This window comes from Sphingomonas pituitosa NBRC 102491 (assembly GCF_001598435.1).
In the GTDB taxonomy this organism is placed as follows: domain Bacteria; phylum Pseudomonadota; class Alphaproteobacteria; order Sphingomonadales; family Sphingomonadaceae; genus Sphingomonas; species Sphingomonas pituitosa.
This window is the reverse complement of sequence record NZ_BCYY01000013.1, coordinates 105,884-121,439: the sequence shown is the minus strand read 5'-3', so window position 1 is coordinate 121,439 and position 15,556 is coordinate 105,884. Positions and strand designations below refer to the sequence as shown.

Here is a 15,556-nt window from a genome sequence, read left to right as displayed (position 1 = left end):
TGAACAGGGGGGCGCGCCGCGAGTCGGTGGCGCCCCCTTTTCTTTCCAGGCTCCCTTTTCTTTCCAGAACGGCGATCTCTCGATGAAGCTTGTGCGCAGCCTCGGTTCCGTCGGTGGCCTCACGCTCGCCAGTCGCGTCCTCGCGCTGGTCCGCGACTCGCTCCAGGCGCGCTATGTCGGCGCGAACTTCGCGTCGGACGCCTTTCTCGTCGCCTTTCGCCTGCCCAACATGTTCCGCGCCTTTTTCGCGGAAGGGGCCTTCGCATCGGCATTCATCCCGATGTTCAACCAGAAGCTGGGCGTGAACGGCGAGCGCGGCGCCGCCTATGATTTCGCCGAGCGCACCCTGTCCGTGCTGTTCGTGATCCTGCTGGCGCTGACGCTGGTGGCGCTCGCCGCGGCCTGGCAGCTGACCTTTGCCCTTTCTTGGGGCTTCGAGAAGCAACACCCGACGGCGGAGCAGTTCGCCTTCGCGGTGCAGCTGTCGCGGATCACCATCCCCTATCTGATGCTGATCTGCCTCGCCTCGCTGCTGGGCGGCGTTCTCAACTCGCTCGACAAGTTCTGGGTCAACGCCGCCGCGCCGATCCTGCTCAACATCGCGATGGTGACCGGGCTGTTCTTCTTCCACGGCACGCCGGAAGAGACCGCGCGCGTGCAGGCGATCACGGTGCCGCTGGGCGGCCTGCTCCAGCTCGGCTGGCTGGCGCTGGCGTGCCGCGCCTCCGGCGTGTCGCTGCGCCCCCGCCTGCCCCGGATCGACGACGACGTCCGCCGGTTGATGAAGCTGATCCTGCCCGCTGCCGTCGGCGCCGGCGCGGTGCAGCTGAACCTCGTCATCTCCACCTCGCTGTCGGGCAAGCTGCTCGGCGAGGGGTCGATCTCCTACATCTATTATGCCGACCGCCTGAACCAGCTGCCGCTGGGGATGATCGGCATCGGCCTGGGCACCATCCTGCTCCCCACCATCTCGCGACTGCTCGGCGCCGGCAAGGAAGCCGAGGCGATGGAGACACAGAACCGCGGCATGGAGCTGGCGCTGTTCCTCACCCTGCCGGCGATGGTCGCGCTGATCGTCGCAGCCGAGCCGATCGTGCGGGGACTGTTCCAATATGGCCACTTCACCCCGGAGGACACGGTGAAGTGCGCCTGGGCGCTGGCCGGCTTCTCGATCGGGCTGCCCTCCTACATCCTCGTCAAGGTACTCACCCCCGGCTTCTATGCCCGCCAGGATACGCGCACGCCGGTTCGGTTCGCGATGATCTCGGTAGGCGTCAACATCGCAGCAAACCTCGCGCTCATCCCGCTGATCGCGCACCTGGGTCCGCCGCTCGCCACCGCATTGTCCTCCACCGTCAACGTGACGATGCTGTACCTCACCCTGCGCAAGCGCGGCCACTTCACCGTGGACGCACAGCTCGCCCGCCGCCTGCCGCGCCTGGCGCTGGCCGCGATCCTGATGGGGGTGGCGCTATGGGGAGGCAGCAGCCTGCTTGATCCGTGGCTCAACGGGCGGCTTTGGGAACGCTATACCGGTCTCGTGATCCTGGTCGGCGCCGGTTGCGCGATCTACGTCGCGGCCTGCTTCGCCACCCGCGCCTTCCTACTCTCGGACATCAAGGCGCTGGTTCGTCGCCGCGCGGCGCGCTGAGGCCGGTTCCCCTCCGGCCCAAGCTGCTCTAGAGCGCCCGCGTCCTGGCAATTCGCGCGGCCGTTGCACCCCCGCCGCCACGGACCCGCGGCCCGTCCAACGGCCGAACGGTCAACCGGGTGCGGAGTGAATATCCCATGCGCGTCGTCTCTGGCATCCAGACCACCGGCAACCTTCACCTCGGCAATTATCTGGGCGCCATCAAGCAGTGGGTCGCGATGCAGGACTCCCTGGAAGAAAATGGCGGCGAGTGCCTGTTCTTCCTCGCCGATCTCCACGCCCTCACCGGCAGCATCACCCCCGCCGAGCTCGCCAATTCCACGATCGAGATGGCCGCGACGCTGTTCGCCGCCGGCATCGACGATCGCTCGATCCTGTTCAACCAGGCGCGCGTCCCCGCCCATGCCGAATTGTGCTGGATCCTCCAGGGCACCGCGCGGATGGGCTGGCTGAACCGCATGACGCAGTGGAAGGACAAGGCCGGCAAGAACCGCGACGGCGCCAGCGTCGGCCTTTTCACCTATCCGGTTCTCCAGGCTGCCGATATTCTCGTCTATCAGGCTACCCACGTGCCCGTCGGCGAGGACCAGAAGCAGCATCTGGAGCTCACGCGCGACATCGCCACCAAGTTCAACCAGGACTTCGGCGTGGAACTGTTCCCGCTGCCGGAGCCGCTGATCAGCAAGGCCGCGCCGCGCATCATGAGCTTGCGCGACGGCAATGCGAAGATGTCCAAGTCCGATCCCTCGGACCTGAGCCGCATCAACCTGATCGACGACAACGACACCATCGCCGCCAAGTGCCGCAAGGCCAAGACCGACCCCGAGCCGTTGCCGGACTCGTTCGACGCGCTCGCCGAACGGCCCGAAGCCCGCAACCTGGTGACGATCTTCGCCGCGCTGGCGGACCGCGATCCGCAGGCCGTGGTCGAGGAATATGCGGGGCAAGGCTTCGGCGCGTTCAAGCCGGCGCTGGCGGACCTGACCATCTCGGTGCTCGGTCCCATCCGCGAGCGGCTGACCGCGCTGCTGGACGACCGTGCGGAAGTGGGCGCCAAGCTCGCCAAGGGCGCGGAACGGGCCAGTGCGCTGGCGGCGCCGACGCTGAAGGCGGCGCAGCAGGCGGTGGGGCTGCAGGTTTAACGACGCTTCTAGCGACAAGCCTATCGACCGTCATTACGGCGAAAGCCGGAATCCATTGCCGCCTGCGCATCGGCTCTTGCTGAGAGCTAGAGGCGAATGGATACCGGCTTTCGCCGGGATGACGGTAGTTCAGGAAGAAGCCCGGTATCGACGATCAGGTTGCGATTGCCCTGTGCTCTCCCTCCTGCGGGCGGAAGAAGCTTAATGCGTGAAGCTCTTCACCAGCGAGCCGGCGACCAGCGCCCAGCCATCGACCAGCACGAAGAAGATGATCTTCATCGGCAGCGCGATTGTCGGCGGCGGCAGCATCATCATGCCCATCGCCATCAGCACCGCCGATACCGCCAGGTCGATCACCAGGAACGGCAGTAGCAGCAGGAAGCCGATCTCGAACGCGCGGCGCAGTTCGGAGATCATGAAGGCCGGGGCCAGCGTCGTCAGCGGCGTCTCCGCGCGCGTCGCGATCTTCTTGTTGGCGAGGTCGGCGAACAGCTTGAGATCGCTGTCGCGCACCTGGCCCAGCATGAACTGGCGAAAGGGTTCGGTCGTCTTCTCGAACGCGGCGACTTCGGTCAGCTTGCCCTTGGTATAGGGATCGACCCCCTCGTTCCACGCCTTCTCGAAAGTCGGCGCCATCACGAAGAAGCTCAGGAACAGCGCCAGGCTGATGATCACCGGGTTCGGCGGCACGCCCGGCGTACCGATGCCGGTGCGCAGCAGCGACAGCGCCACCACCATGCGGGTGAAGCTGGTCACCGTCATCAGCAGGCCCGGGGCCAGGCTGAGCACGGTCAGCATCAGCACCAGCTGAATGGCCTTGGCCGAGAGCGGTCCCTCGCCGCCGATGCTGATGGTCGCGCCCTGGGCCGCCGCCTGCGCGGCGGGCGCAACAGCCTGGGCGTGCGCCGCGACCGGCAGCACGATCAGCAGTGCGGCCGCGGCAAGTAGTTTACGCATTCAGCGCCTCACGCACCGCGCGCTTGTTCCACCGCGTGGTGTCGCGCGGGACGCGGGTGCGGGTGGGAGCGGCCTGCGACTTGCGGGCGCGGGTGCGCGGCGCGGACTCGGCGGCAGCCTGGGCAATGTCGCTGGCGTCGGTGGCGGGCTCGGCGTCGTTCGCCGCCAGCGGGACGCTGGGCGCCGCCTCGATCGCCACGACAGCGGCGTCTGCCGCCGGTGCTTCGGGCATGACTTCCGGCTGCGGCGCGCAATCGGGGCGCACGCGATCCACCATCGCCTTGAAGTCGAGCTTGCCGGCGAGCTTGGCCACGCCGGCCTTCAGCGCGGCGAGATCGTCCTCGATCTTCGCGGGTGTCTCGGCGGCAGGCGCCGCTTCCACCACCGGCTGCGGCGGCGGGGTGATGCCGGTTTCGATCGTCGCATGGCCTTCGGGGCCGATGAAGATCAGGTGCTCGCACCCGTCACGGCGGATCAGCGCGACCGAACGCTTGGCGTCCACCGCCAGCCGCTCGACCAGTTCGACGCGCTTGCGCCCGCCACCGGTCACGCGGCCCGGCAGCTTCAGGTCATAGCGGCGCACCACCCACAGGGCAGTCGCCAGCATCCCCAGTACCAAGCCCAGCGCGCCCATCGTGCGCAGCATCGACAAGAGATCCATCAGTGGCGCTGCTTCTTTACGAGTTCAGAGATTTCGAGCGACATCACTTCGCCATCGACAAGGATGCGCCCCAGCGCGACCAGCTCGCCGTTGACATAGACCATGCTCGGATCGTCCTGCCCGCAGTCCAGCGGGATCATCGCCCCGCGGCTCATCTGCAGGATCTGCCGGACCGGCACTTCGGTCGAACCGAGCACCACCGACATTTCGATCATGATTCCATCGAGTACGGACATGCGTCTCCCTTTCCCCCTGACTTATAGGAACCTTTTTTCCGCCCCCGACGCCCTGCCCGGCAAAATTTGCCTACAATGATGGCGTGGGCCGTTTTCCAGGCCGTGGAGGATCAACAATGGATTTGGATGCTTCGCTGGGCGTTTCCGCCTCGGGTCTGCGCGCACAGTCGCTGCGGATGCGGACGATCGCGGAAAATCTCGCGAACCAGGATTCGGTCGCGGACACCCCGGGCGGCAACCCGTATCGCCGCAAGGTGATCAGCTTCCAGGCGGCAGTCGACCGCGCCAGCGGCGCCACCGGCGTGAAGGTGAAGTCGATCCAGAACGACCAGTCGGACTTCGTGAAGGTCTATCAGCCGGGCCACCCGGCGGCGGACGCGCAGGGCTATGTCATGCGTCCCAACGTCAACGGGCTGATCGAATCCGCCGACATGAAGGCGGCGCAGCGCAGCTACGAAGCCAATCTCAACGCCATCGAGGCAGCCAAGAGCCTGACGATGCGCACCATCGATCTGCTCAAGTAAGGAATTCGGATCATGTCCATCGGAGCATTGGACGCCACCAAGGCGTATGGCCGGGTCGCGTCCATCGGAAACACGCTCGGCAAGGCTGCCGGCGGCAGTGAAATCGGCGGCGACCAGAACTCGGGCTTCGGCGCGATGGTCGAGAACCTGGTGGGCGGCACCGCCGACAAGCTGCGCACCGCGGAGGCCGCCTCGGCCAAGCAGGTCGCCGGCAAGGGCGATCTGATCGATGTCGTCACTGCGATCGGCGCCGCCGAGACCGCGCTCGACACCATGGTGGCGGTGCGCGACCGCGTGGTCGGCGCCTATACCGACATCATGCGCATGCAGATCTGACGAAGGCACGCCAGGATCATGACGCCCGCGCAGCTGATCAGCCTTACCGAGTCCGCACTGATGCTGATTCTCACCGTTGTCGGGCCGCTGCTGCTGACGTCGCTGATCGTCGGCGTGTTCGTCGGCCTGCTCCAGGCCCTTACCCAGATCCAGGAAACCACCCTCACCTTCGTGCCCAAGCTGGTCGCGATGGGGCTGGTGTTCCTGCTGATGCTGCCCACGATCGGCCAGGCCCTTGGCCAGTTCATGGCCAAGATCAGCGACATGATCATCCACGGATGATCGTCCCCCCGGATCTCGCGCTGCAGGCCTCGGCCTTCTTCATCGTCTTCGCGCGGGTCGGGGCGGTGCTGATGCTGCTCCCCGTCTTCGGCGAAGATGCGATTCCGGGCCGCATCCGGCTGTTCCTGTCCTTCGCCATGTCGTTCGCGCTCTACGGCCTGATCGGCGAGCCGGCCCGCGCCGCGGTCCACGCCGGCGCGGTGCTCCCGGCGATCCTGGTGACCGAGCTGATCACCGGGCTCGCGATGGGCATGATCGTCAAGATCCTGTTCTTCTCGATCTCGATGGCGGGTTCGCTGATGAGCCTCCAGATCGGCCTCTCGTCGGCGGTGATCTTCGATCCCTCCCAGTCCGGCCAGGCGCCGATCCTGTCGAAGCTGGTCGGCCTGGTCGCCGCGCTGATGTGCATGGGGATGCAGGTCCACCATCTGTGGCTCGGCGCGATCGTCCACAGCTACCAGACCTTCCCGATCGGCGGGATGCCGCCGATGCACGATTTCGCCGAGTTGGCCGTGGAGGCGATCGGCCGCTCGATGACGCTGGGCATCAGCCTCGCGGCGCCCTTCCTCGTCTATGGCATCGTGTTCAACGTCGCGCTCGGCCTCGCCGCCCGCGTCGCCCCGGCGATCCAGGTCTTCTTCATCGCCCAGCCGCTGAACCTGCTGCTCGGCCTCGCGCTGATGGTCACCACCATCGGTACCATGCTCACCGTGTTCACCCACACCATGGGTGACGTGCTGCAAAAGGGCTGGTGATGGCGGGCGGCGGCGACGATTCGGACGACAAGACCCAGGAACCTACCGACAAGAAGCTCGAGGACGCGCGAAAACGCGGCGACGTGCCGATGGCGCCGGAAATGCGCCACGCCGCGATGTTCGTCGCGGCGCTGGTGGTGATGGGCGGCCTCGGCACCTACACGGTGCAGCAGTTCGGCAACCTGTTCGTCCGCCTGTGGGGCGGCGCGGACGATTTCCGGATGGAGCCGACCGGCGCGCAAAATTTCGTCACCGGACTGTTCGGCGCGGTCGGCACCGCGCTGGCGCCGATCCTCGCTGCACTATTCGGCTTCGCGATCCTCGGCGGCGTGCTCCAGGGCAGGCCGATGATCAACTGGTCGCGCGTCAAGCCGAAGTGGAACAAGCTGAACCCGATGAACGGCGCCAAGCGCCTGTTCGGGAAGCAGGCGATGGTGGAGTTCTTCAAGACCTTCGCCAAGCTCTGCCTGGTCGGCGGCATCGCCGCGGCGGTCGCCTGGCCGCACGCCGCGACGATCGACCGGCTGGTCGGCGCCGACCTGGTCGATACCGGCAGCGCGGCGAGCGACATCGTCCACGCCATGCTCCGCCCGATCGCGACGCTGGTCGGCGCGCTCGCGCTGTTCGACTTCGTCTGGCAGCGCCGCTCGTTCATGAAGCGGATGCGGATGAGCCTTAAGGAAGTGAAGGACGAGTACAAGCAGAGCGAGGGCGATCCCAAGATCAAGGGCAAGATCCGCAGCATGCAGATGCAGCGTTCGCGCAGCCGGATGATGTCCAACGTCCCCAAGGCCAGCGTCGTCATCACCAACCCGACGCACTACGCCATCGCGCTACAATACGACCATGGCAGCATGGGAGCGCCGGTGGTCGTGGCAAAGGGCGTCGACACATTGGCGCTCAAGATCCGTGAGATCGCCACGGAACACAACATTCCGCTGGTCGAGAACCGCCCCCTCGCCCGCGCGCTCTACGCCAGTGCCGAGCTCGACGAGCCGATTCCGGTCGAACATTATGCCGCCGTGGCGGAGGTGATCAGCTACGTGCTGCGGATCGCGCGCGGCCTGCGCTGAGGCGGAATCCACGTCGGCATATGATAATGCGATTGACTCGCAATATTCAGTTTCCCTAAAGGCGCGCTCATACAACGAGACCCAAAGGGAAAAGCTGGATCATGCTCCTGTCGCTACGTACCGTTCTGCTCACTTCCGCGCTGCTTGCGCTGCCCGGCACCGCGTTCGCCGGGCCTGACGGTACCGCCGATGGCAACGACCAGCAGAACCAGATCATCGTGACGGGCATTGCCACCCAGCCCTCGCGCAGCGCAACGGGCCTCACGCTCAGCCCGCGCGAGACGCCGCAGTCGATCACGACGATCGACCAGGCGCGGATCCAGGATTTCCAGCTCACCAACATCAACGACCTGCTCGACCAGACCGTCGGCATCAATGTCGAGCGCGTCGAGAGCGACCGGACCTATTACAACTCGCGCGGCTTCGACATCACCAACTTCCAGGTCGACGGCATCGGCCTGCCGATGCCCTATGGAATCCAGTATGGCGACCTCGACACCGCGCTGTTCGACCGGGTGGAGGCGATCCGCGGCGCGAACGCGCTGATGACCGGCGTGGGCAATCCGTCCGCCACGATCAACTTTGTCCGCAAGCGCCCGACCGAGACGCTGCAGGCGCGCGCCAGCGTGCAGGCCGGCTCGTGGAACCGCTGGCGCGGCGAAGCCGATGTGTCGGTGCCCGTTACCGACACCGTGGCGGTGCGCGGGATCTATGCGCATGAGAGCCGCGACAGCTATCTCGACTACAACCACGTCAATCGCAACGTGTACGGCCTGATCGCCGACTGGAAGGTTACGCCGCAGCTCACCGCCACGATCGGCTACAGCCGCCAGGACAATGATGCCGACGGCGTGCTGTGGGGGGCGCTACCCCTCACCTACACCGACGGCAGCCGCATCCCCTATCCCCGCTCGGCTACCACGTCCGCTCCCTGGACCTACTGGGACACGACCGACCAGCGCGCCTTCGGCGAACTCGCCTATGATCTGGGCAAGGGCTGGGAGGCCAAGGGCGTGTTCACCTACGTCAACAACAAGCAGCAGGCGAAGCTGCTCTATGCCTTCGGTGCGCCGGACAAGGCGACCGGCCTCGGCATCCAGGGGCAGGTCGGCCGCTACCCGTCCGAGACCGATCAATATCTCGGCGACCTCACCGCCTCGGGCCCGCTCCACCTGTTCGGCCGCGAGCACCAGCTGGCGTTCGGCGTCTCGACCGGCCGGCTCGACAACCGCCAGTGGGAAGGCAACGGCAACAGCCTCGTCGGCTATCCGGCGGTGCCGAATCTCGCCAGCGCAGTGATCGCCGATCCGGGCACCGGCCCGATCACGCTCCAGGCCGACAGCCGCACGGACGTGACCCGCGCCTATGGCGCTGCGCATCTCAACGTGACCGAGCGGCTGAAGGCGGTGGTCGGGGGCAGCGCGACTTGGCTGAAGTCCAGCGGCATTTCTTACGGCGCGGACCAGTATCGCAAGAACAGCCGCGTCAGCCCCTATGCCGGCCTCACCTATGACCTGACGCCGAACGTCTCGTTCTACGCAAGCTATACCGACATCTTCAATCCGCAGATCGAAGTGGATTCGCGCGGCCGCCGGCTCGATCCGGTGACCGGCACCAGCATCGAGGGCGGTTTCAAGACCGAATGGTTCGGCGGCCGGCTCTACGCCACCGCCTCGCTGTTCCGCGCCCGGCAGAACAATCTGGCGGCCGCCGCCGGCCAGTTCCAGGCGGGCGATCCGGGCCAGCTGGGCGCGACCTATTATACGGGCGTCGACACCACCTCGCGCGGCTTCGAGATCGAGCTGGCCGGCAAGGTGACGGACAACTGGACGATCAGCGGCGGCTATACCGGCCTCGAGATCGAGGACGATGCCGGCAAGGCCGCCCGTGTGTTCATCCCGACCAAGAGCCTGAAGCTCGCCACGACCTATGCCGTGCCCGACCTGCGTGACCTCAAGCTCGGCGCCCAGCTGCGCTGGCAGAACGCCATCCGCAGCCCGGACTTCAGCGTGACGCAGGGCGACTATGCCGTGCTCGACCTGATGGGCAGCATTCGCATCGTCGATCACGTCCGCGCCGCGATCAACGTGCGCAACGTCACCGACAGCACCTATCTGGGCAGCATCATGTGGGGCCAGGCCTTTTACGCCCCGCCGCGCAGCGTGCTGGGCAGCATCAGCTTCAGCTACTGAGGCGCGGAATGGGCGCGCATCTCCGCCGCGGCTGGGGCTATCGGGCGAACATCGCGGTGCGCGCGGTGGCCGGCAGCCTCGGCGCCTATCTCGTCGCCGCGTGCTTCGCGGCCGCGGCGGCGCGCACCCTGCCCCTCCCCCGGCTCGACGCCGTCATCCCGGCGACGATGCTCGCCTTTCTCGTCGCGCCCGTTGCGACGATCTGGGCATTCCTCGCCCCCGGTCCGCTGCGCGCGCTGGGCGGAATCCTCGCCGCCGCCGCGCTGCTCGCGGGCATCGCCTGGGTTGCCGGAATGCCGACGCGATGAGCGCGGTACGCGACGGCGCCCGCCAGGTGATGGCGTGGCTGCACGGCTGGAGCGGGCTGCTGCTCGGCTGGATGCTGTTCGTGATGTGCCTGGGCGGCACGCTCAGCGTGTTCAAGCCCGAGATCGGCCGCTGGATGCGACCAGAGACTACCGCCACCGCCGACCGCGCCGCCGCGCTCACCGCTTCGAGCGGCTGGCTCGGCAGGAACGCGCCCAACTCGTTCGGCTGGTACCTCACCCTGCCCAACGAGCGAATGAACACAGTCGAGGCGACCTATGATCCGGGCACAGGCTTCGTCTACCGCGCGCTCGATCCGGTGACCGGCGCGCCCGCCCCGCGCGAGACGCTGGGCGGCGAATTCTTCTACCGGCTCCACTTCGAGCTCCAGCTGCCCTTTCCCTGGGGCCGCCTGCTCGCCTCGCTCGCGGCGATGGTGCTGCTGCTCGGGCTGATCACGGGCATCATCGCGCATCGCCGCATCTTCAAGGACTTCTTCACCTTCCGCCCCGCCAAGGGGCAGCGCTCCTGGCTCGACGGGCACAATGCGCTGGGCGTGCTCGCCCTGCCCTTCCATATCATGATCAGCTTCACCGGGCTGCTGACGCTGGCCACGCTCAACATGCCCTGGGCAATCAGCGCCAATTACGGGAACGACATGGCCGCGATGTTCCAGGCGTTGCAGCCGGGGCAGGTCGACCGGCCCGCCGCCGGCAGACCCGCGCCCCTCGCGCCGCTGGCACCGATGCTGCGCGAAGCCGAGCGTCGCTTCGGCGGTCAACCGGTCGGGCGCGTGACGATCGCGCACCCCGGCGACGCCGCCGCGACGGTGACGATGTTCCGCGACGATGCCCGCCAGATCGCCTATGCGGCCGGCGCGGTCAGCTTCGACGGAACCAGCGGCCGCGTCCTCGCAGATTTCACCGAGAACCGGCCGGCGCTCCGCACCTATGGCGTCGCCTATGGCCTCCATTTGGCCCGCTTCGCGCCGCTGGCGACGCGCTGGCTCTATTTCCTGTGCGGGGCGATGCTGAGCCTGGCGGTGGCAAGCGGCATGGTGCTGTGGGTGGTCAAGCGCCGAGAACGCGCCCCGCTCAGCCTGGGCAACCGCATCGTCGAGCGGCTCAATGCGGGCGTTCTCGCCGGCGTGCCGATCGGCTGCGTCGCCTTCCTGCTAGCCAACCGCCTTCTGCCGCTGGGCGCGATCGATCGTGCCGGTGCCGAAGTCTCGGCGGCGCTGTGGACGGCCGTCGTGGCACTGGTGCTCGGCGCGGTCCTCCCGCCGAAGCGCAGCTGGCCGCTGCTGATGACGATCCTGGCGCTGGGATGCGCCGCGGCGGCAATGCCGGGCGGCGCGTTCGCCGATCGCGTGCAGACCGGAGTCAGCGCGGTGCTGCTCGCCGCCGCTGTGGGCACGGGCTGGCTGGCGTGGAAACAATGGCGCCGCCCGGCGCCCGCGCTACGCCGCCGCGCCGGGACCCAGCCGGCATGATCGCCGCCGGCCTCACCCTAATCGGCTTCTTCGCGCTGGCTGCGGCGATGCCCCGCCACGCGCCCTTGCTGCTGGGAGGCTGGCAGTCGCGCCTCCCGCCGCAACGGCTGCAAGCCGCCGGCTGGGTGCTGCTGCTCGCTGCCTTCGCCGCCACGCTCCTCGCGCCGGATTGGCCGCGCGGCCTGGTCACCTGGCTCGGCCTGTTGCCGCTTGCGGCTGCGCTGGTGCTGCTGGGACTGACCTATGACGTCCGCATTGCCCGCGGCACCGCGGCGGCAGGCCTGCTCACGCTGGCGGCCGGGCTGCTCCGCTGACGCGCGATCAGAGGTTCGCCTGCTCCTCCACGGGCAGGTCGGCATCCGGAGCATAATAGAGGGTCGCGCATTCGGCGGCGAGGCAGCCGCCTTCGATGACGATGTCCTCGCGATAGGCGTCGGCGATGAAGCCGAGCGTATCGACGTGCCTGGCCTCGAAATACATCGCATGCACGTCGTCGCGCCCCGCCCCGAACACCACGCGGCCGACCTTCGACCAGATCGAGGCCATGGTGCACATCCCGCAGGGCTGCAGCGTGAATAGAGGGTCGCGCCGCGCAGCTCGAGTTCGCCGGTGCTTTCGCAGGCGCGGCGGATCGCCATCATCTCGGCATGCGCGGTGGCGTCGGGCAGTTCATGAGTCTGGTTGCGCTCGGCGGCGATCACCTTGCCGTCGCGCACGATCACGCAGCCGAGCGGCGAGCTGGCGGGATCGGAACCCTTCGACCGCGCGACCTCGATCGCCCTCCGCATCCACTGTTCGTCGTCCTCGTTCGCCATGCGCATTCTCCCAGGCCGGGGGCAGAACGCGCGGAGCCAAGTTTAGCCCCGCAACACCAATGGGAAGGGGGCGACACGCGAGCGCAGAGGGAAGCTGGCGATAACCGGCTACGCTTAAAAAAAATGCCCACGTCGCCTGCTATCCGGCTTGTGTACTAAAATAGTTACATGAGCGATATCATTGACTTTGCAACCGCTGTTGCCGAAACTGCCGGTGAACCTCGCGCTTTGCTGCTCGGCAACGGTTTCTCAGCGCGCCACTTTCAATATGCGACACTTCTCGAAGCGTCGAAGCTTGAGCTGGGCACTCCTCTCCGCAAGCTGTTTTCAGCGCTCGACACTGTCGACTTCGAGAAGGTCGTTCGTGCACTGGAAGAAGCAATAATCGTCGAAAGTGCCTATGGGCATGACGAACGCGCTGCCGAACTGCGCGAGCATGCCCAAGACGTCCGGACGGCGTTAGTGCAAGCCATTGTCACAACGCACCCCACGCGGCGCGAGGAGTTGGCCTCGCAATATGATCATTGCGCTACATTCCTCCACAATTTTGAAGCGGTCTTCTCCCTGAACTACGACCTGCTACTCTACTTAGGCAATCTTGAGAGAAGAGTTCTACCAGATGGGTTCGGCTTTGGTAAGAAGCAGGGCCTCCTGTTCGGTCCATTCAACGAAAAGGCACACTGCGCGCTCTACAACCTGCATGGCGGCCTCCATCTTTTCGAAGATCAAGCGGGCAACATGCACAAGGCAGTTAAGGACGGCAGAAACGGCAAGAGCGTCATCAACGCGGTGACCGATATCATCAACGAGGAGCATTCGATGCCGGTGTGTGTCGCCGAAGGTAGCTCCACGCAAAAGATGCAAAAGATAAACTCAGTTGCATACCTACGGTATTGCTACGAGAAACTTTCATCAAACGCGCGCACACTGTTCGTCTTCGGTCACAGCGCTGACGAAAACGACGAACATATCTACAAAGCCGTGTTCAATTCCAAAATTAGCAAGATATATTTTGGAATATACCGCCCGGACACGGAAACAATCAACAAATTTACCGCACAATTCGCAAAATATAAGGCACTATGGAAGTCCCCGGTGGCATATTACTTTTATGATAGCGAAAGTGCCGACGTATGGGGTCATTGATCGTCTCGCTTCTGTGCGACGCTACAGGCTCAGAGCCGGCGATACAGTAGCAGCGCATCCACCAGCCCCTGCTTCGGATGCGCGAACGCCTCGGGCACCCTCCCAATGGTCTCGAAGCCGAGCGCGTGCCAAAGCTGGACGGCGGGCGCGTAGCTGTGCACTACGAAGTTGAACTGCATAGCGCGAAAACCACCTGCCCGTGCCTCGGCGAAACTGTGTTCTGCCAAGGCGCGGGCAATGCCGCGCCTGCGGGCGCCTTCATGCGTGGCATAGCCGCAATTGGCGACATGCGCGCCGCCACCCGCCTGATTGGCCCGCAGATACCAGGTGCCGAGCACCTGCCCATCAGCCTCGGCCACGAAGCTCGCTCGATCGGACCCGAGCCAATAGGCCAGCGCCGCATCGCGCGACATGTGCCGATCCAGCGCGTAGGTTTCGCCGGCGCGAATGACCGGTTCCAGGATCGCCCAGATCGCCGCGCCGTCTTCTGGCGCGGCCGGGCGAATCACCGGGCTCACCCCTCCAGGGTGCGCATCAGCGCGCGGACGGCGCCATCGATCTCGACGTCCTTGCTGCGCAGATCCTCGATCCGCTTCACCGCATGGATCACCGTCGAATGGTCGCGGTTGCCGAACTTGCGGCCGATCTCGGGCAATGACCGCGTTGTCAGGCGCTTCGCCAGATACATCGCGATCTGGCGCGGCCGGGCGATCGCAACCGCGCGGCGGGCGGAGATCAGGTCCAACTGCTTCACTTCGAAGTGCGTCGAAACCGCGCGCTGGATCTCGTCGATCGTGATGCGGCGCTGGCTGGTGCGCAGCACCTCGCCCAGCACGCTGGTCGCGAAATCGATGGTGATCGATTCGTTCGACAGGCTCGCATAGGCAACCAGGCGGTTGAGCGCGCCTTCCAGCTCGCGGACGTTCGTGGTGATTCGCGCGGCGAGCAGGTCGGCGACTTCCACCGGCATGTCGACGGCGGGCATGTCCTTCAGCTTGCGCTCGACAATGGCGCGGCGCAGGTCGAGCTCGGCGGGCTTGATGTCCGCCACCAGCCCGGCGCCGAGGCGACCGACCAGGCGGGGCTCGAAGCCTTCCAGCGCCTGGGGCGCGCGGTCTGCGGCGATCACCAGCCGCTTGCCGGCGCCCATGAACTCGTTGACCGTGTGGAAGAATTCCTCCTGGGTCGCGTCCTTGCCGCCGATGAACTGAAGATCGTCGATCATCAGCAGGTCGACCGAACGAAGCCGGGTCTTGAACGCCAGCGTGTCCTTGTTGCGCAGCGCCTGCACGAACTCGAACATGAAGCGCTCGCCGGTCGAATAAATCGCGGTCGCGCCGGGATTGGCTTCCAGAAAGGCATGGCCGATGGCGTGCATCAGGTGCGTCTTGCCCTGGCCGGTACCGGCATGGAGGTAGAGCGGGCTGAACATCGGCACGCCCGGCAGCGCGACAGTGCGGGCCGCGTTGAAGGCGACGCGATTCGTCGTGCTCACCACGAAGCGATCGAAGGTGAAACGCGGATCGAAGGCAGGACGCTCCGCCGGCTCGACCAGCGTTTCCTTGCGCGGCGCGGGTGCGGCTGCCGGCTCGGCGCTCAACACGCGCTGTTCGGCATCCTGCAGCGTCTCCAGCGTGACGGTGCGCACGTTCGGCAGCACCGCGCGGAACTCGAGCAGCAGACGCTCAGCATAGTGATTCTTCACCCACTGGGTGAGGAACGGGGACGGCAGACCCAAGCGGACGGCGAGCGAATCGCTGCCGTCGATCAGGACGACGGGCTTCAGCCACTGGTCGAACAGCCGCTGGCCGGCCGAGCGGCGCAGGTTGGTGCGCACATGCGCCCAAGCCTTGGCGACGTCGCGGCCTTCCTCACGTTCCAGCGGTTGAACCTGAGTCACTTTGACGCACCCTTCCTTCGCGGGGATCACGATTCCCGCGTTCCAAAAACAATATCGATCATGAGGCCCATCGCAGCCGGTCATGCCC

General features: G+C 66.1%; 17 protein-coding genes and 1 pseudogene. 12 read left to right on the top strand and 6 right to left on the bottom strand.

What is annotated here, in order from left to right; translation table 11 throughout:
* Positions 1 to 82 precede the first annotated feature (82 nt).
* Positions 83 to 1,651: a murein biosynthesis integral membrane protein MurJ gene (gene murJ, locus SPI01S_RS12175; protein ID WP_066722518.1), complete on the top strand. Its 1,569-nt coding sequence runs from the start codon at positions 83 to 85 to the stop codon at positions 1,649 to 1,651.
* 137 nt (positions 1,652 to 1,788) lie between these two features.
* On the top strand, positions 1,789 to 2,793 hold the full coding sequence (trpS, locus tag SPI01S_RS12170) for a tryptophan--tRNA ligase (protein ID WP_066722515.1): 1,005 nt from the start codon (positions 1,789 to 1,791) through the stop codon (positions 2,791 to 2,793).
* A 201-nt stretch (positions 2,794 to 2,994) separates the two neighbouring features.
* Here the strand turns inward: trpS and fliP are convergent, their stop codons facing one another.
* From fliP to SPI01S_RS12155, 3 genes are read right to left on the bottom strand one after another with little or no spacing between them, the layout of a single operon-like run.
* On the bottom strand, positions 2,995 to 3,750 hold the full coding sequence (gene fliP / locus SPI01S_RS12165; protein ID WP_066722512.1) for a flagellar type III secretion system pore protein FliP: 756 nt from the start codon (positions 3,748 to 3,750) through the stop codon (positions 2,995 to 2,997).
* Positions 3,743 to 4,411 (bottom strand): flagellar biosynthetic protein FliO, encoded by a 669-nt coding sequence (locus tag SPI01S_RS21845; protein WP_084253432.1) that lies wholly within the window; start codon positions 4,409 to 4,411, stop codon positions 3,743 to 3,745. The genes fliP and SPI01S_RS21845 overlap by 8 nt, the downstream gene beginning before the upstream one ends.
* A complete protein-coding gene (locus tag SPI01S_RS12155; RefSeq protein ID WP_066722509.1) occupies positions 4,411 to 4,647 on the bottom strand; it encodes a FliM/FliN family flagellar motor switch protein in 237 nt (78 codons plus the stop codon). Before SPI01S_RS12155 ends, SPI01S_RS21845 begins: the two co-directional genes overlap by 1 nt.
* A gap of 116 nt (positions 4,648 to 4,763) precedes the next feature.
* Between SPI01S_RS12155 and flgC the strand changes: the two genes are divergently transcribed.
* From flgC to SPI01S_RS12110, 9 genes are all read left to right on the top strand, one after another.
* A complete protein-coding gene (flgC, locus tag SPI01S_RS12150) occupies positions 4,764 to 5,171 on the top strand; it encodes a flagellar basal body rod protein FlgC (protein ID WP_066722507.1) in 408 nt (135 codons plus the stop codon).
* Positions 5,172 to 5,183: 12 nt separating this feature from the next.
* Complete coding sequence (fliE, locus tag SPI01S_RS12145) at positions 5,184 to 5,507, top strand: flagellar hook-basal body complex protein FliE (protein ID WP_066722505.1); 324 nt, start codon at positions 5,184 to 5,186, stop codon at positions 5,505 to 5,507.
* A gap of 18 nt (positions 5,508 to 5,525) precedes the next feature.
* A complete protein-coding gene (locus tag SPI01S_RS12140; RefSeq protein ID WP_066722503.1) occupies positions 5,526 to 5,789 on the top strand; it encodes a flagellar biosynthetic protein FliQ in 264 nt (87 codons plus the stop codon).
* Positions 5,786 to 6,544, top strand: coding sequence for a flagellar biosynthetic protein FliR (gene fliR / locus SPI01S_RS12135; protein ID WP_066722500.1), 759 nt, complete (start codon positions 5,786 to 5,788; stop codon positions 6,542 to 6,544). Before SPI01S_RS12140 ends, fliR begins: the two co-directional genes overlap by 4 nt.
* Positions 6,544 to 7,617, top strand: a complete 1,074-nt coding sequence (gene flhB / locus SPI01S_RS12130) for a flagellar biosynthesis protein FlhB (RefSeq protein ID WP_066722499.1) — start codon at positions 6,544 to 6,546, stop codon at positions 7,615 to 7,617. The genes fliR and flhB overlap by 1 nt, the downstream gene beginning before the upstream one ends.
* Positions 7,618 to 7,718: 101 nt before the next feature.
* Positions 7,719 to 9,809 (top strand): TonB-dependent siderophore receptor, encoded by a 2,091-nt coding sequence (locus SPI01S_RS12125; protein WP_066722497.1) that lies wholly within the window; start codon positions 7,719 to 7,721, stop codon positions 9,807 to 9,809.
* 8 nt (positions 9,810 to 9,817) lie between these two features.
* Positions 9,818 to 10,117: a ketohydroxyglutarate aldolase gene (locus SPI01S_RS12120; RefSeq protein ID WP_066722495.1), complete on the top strand. Its 300-nt coding sequence runs from the start codon at positions 9,818 to 9,820 to the stop codon at positions 10,115 to 10,117.
* A complete protein-coding gene (locus SPI01S_RS12115) occupies positions 10,114 to 11,607 on the top strand; it encodes a PepSY-associated TM helix domain-containing protein (RefSeq protein ID WP_157084664.1) in 1,494 nt (497 codons plus the stop codon). The genes SPI01S_RS12120 and SPI01S_RS12115 overlap by 4 nt, the downstream gene beginning before the upstream one ends.
* Positions 11,604 to 11,921, top strand: coding sequence for a DUF3325 family protein (locus tag SPI01S_RS12110; protein ID WP_066722636.1), 318 nt, complete (start codon positions 11,604 to 11,606; stop codon positions 11,919 to 11,921). The genes SPI01S_RS12115 and SPI01S_RS12110 overlap by 4 nt, the downstream gene beginning before the upstream one ends.
* A 7-nt stretch (positions 11,922 to 11,928) precedes the next feature.
* Here SPI01S_RS12110 and SPI01S_RS12105 read toward each other — a convergent pair.
* Positions 11,929 to 12,422 (bottom strand): annotated as a pseudogene (locus SPI01S_RS12105) (nucleoside deaminase).
* Positions 12,423 to 12,590: 168 nt separating this feature from the next.
* Between SPI01S_RS12105 and SPI01S_RS21840 the strand changes: the two are divergent.
* A complete protein-coding gene (locus tag SPI01S_RS21840) occupies positions 12,591 to 13,568 on the top strand; it encodes a DUF4917 family protein (RefSeq protein WP_084253431.1) in 978 nt (325 codons plus the stop codon).
* A 29-nt stretch (positions 13,569 to 13,597) separates the two neighbouring features.
* Here the strand turns inward: SPI01S_RS21840 and SPI01S_RS12095 are convergent, their stop codons facing one another.
* Entirely contained in the window at positions 13,598 to 14,086 is a 489-nt protein-coding gene (locus SPI01S_RS12095; RefSeq protein ID WP_066722490.1) for a GNAT family N-acetyltransferase, read from the bottom strand.
* Positions 14,083 to 15,468 carry a chromosomal replication initiator protein DnaA gene (gene dnaA / locus SPI01S_RS12090; RefSeq protein ID WP_084253437.1) on the bottom strand — a complete coding sequence of 462 codons (1,386 nt, stop codon included), beginning with the start codon at positions 15,466 to 15,468 and terminating at the stop codon, positions 14,083 to 14,085. Before dnaA ends, SPI01S_RS12095 begins: the two co-directional genes overlap by 4 nt.
* Positions 15,469 to 15,556 lie beyond the last annotated feature (88 nt).

Excerpts from the sequence above, each read along its gene's own strand:
- trpS (WP_066722515.1), top strand. The coding sequence starts at position 1,789 with ATGCGCGTCGTCTCTGGCATCCAGACCACCGGCAACCTTCACCTCGGC.
- SPI01S_RS12110 (WP_066722636.1), top strand. The coding sequence starts at position 11,604 with ATGATCGCCGCCGGCCTCACCCTAATCGGCTTCTTCGCGCTGGCTGCG.
- SPI01S_RS12155 (WP_066722509.1), bottom strand. The coding sequence starts at position 4,647 with ATGTCCGTACTCGATGGAATCATGATCGAAATGTCGGTGGTGCTCGGT.
- SPI01S_RS12115 (WP_157084664.1), top strand. The coding sequence starts at position 10,114 with ATGAGCGCGGTACGCGACGGCGCCCGCCAGGTGATGGCGTGGCTGCAC.
- SPI01S_RS12120 (WP_066722495.1), top strand. The coding sequence starts at position 9,818 with ATGGGCGCGCATCTCCGCCGCGGCTGGGGCTATCGGGCGAACATCGCG.
- fliR (WP_066722500.1), top strand. The coding sequence starts at position 5,786 with ATGATCGTCCCCCCGGATCTCGCGCTGCAGGCCTCGGCCTTCTTCATC.
- SPI01S_RS21845 (WP_084253432.1), bottom strand. The coding sequence starts at position 4,411 with ATGGATCTCTTGTCGATGCTGCGCACGATGGGCGCGCTGGGCTTGGTA.
- SPI01S_RS12125 (WP_066722497.1), top strand. The coding sequence starts at position 7,719 with ATGCTCCTGTCGCTACGTACCGTTCTGCTCACTTCCGCGCTGCTTGCG.
- SPI01S_RS12140 (WP_066722503.1), top strand. The coding sequence starts at position 5,526 with ATGACGCCCGCGCAGCTGATCAGCCTTACCGAGTCCGCACTGATGCTG.
- fliE (WP_066722505.1), top strand. The coding sequence starts at position 5,184 with ATGTCCATCGGAGCATTGGACGCCACCAAGGCGTATGGCCGGGTCGCG.
- fliP (WP_066722512.1), bottom strand. The coding sequence starts at position 3,750 with ATGCGTAAACTACTTGCCGCGGCCGCACTGCTGATCGTGCTGCCGGTC.
- flhB (WP_066722499.1), top strand. The coding sequence starts at position 6,544 with ATGGCGGGCGGCGGCGACGATTCGGACGACAAGACCCAGGAACCTACC.
- flgC (WP_066722507.1), top strand. The coding sequence starts at position 4,764 with ATGGATTTGGATGCTTCGCTGGGCGTTTCCGCCTCGGGTCTGCGCGCA.
- murJ (WP_066722518.1), top strand. The coding sequence starts at position 83 with ATGAAGCTTGTGCGCAGCCTCGGTTCCGTCGGTGGCCTCACGCTCGCC.
- SPI01S_RS21840 (WP_084253431.1), top strand. The coding sequence starts at position 12,591 with ATGAGCGATATCATTGACTTTGCAACCGCTGTTGCCGAAACTGCCGGT.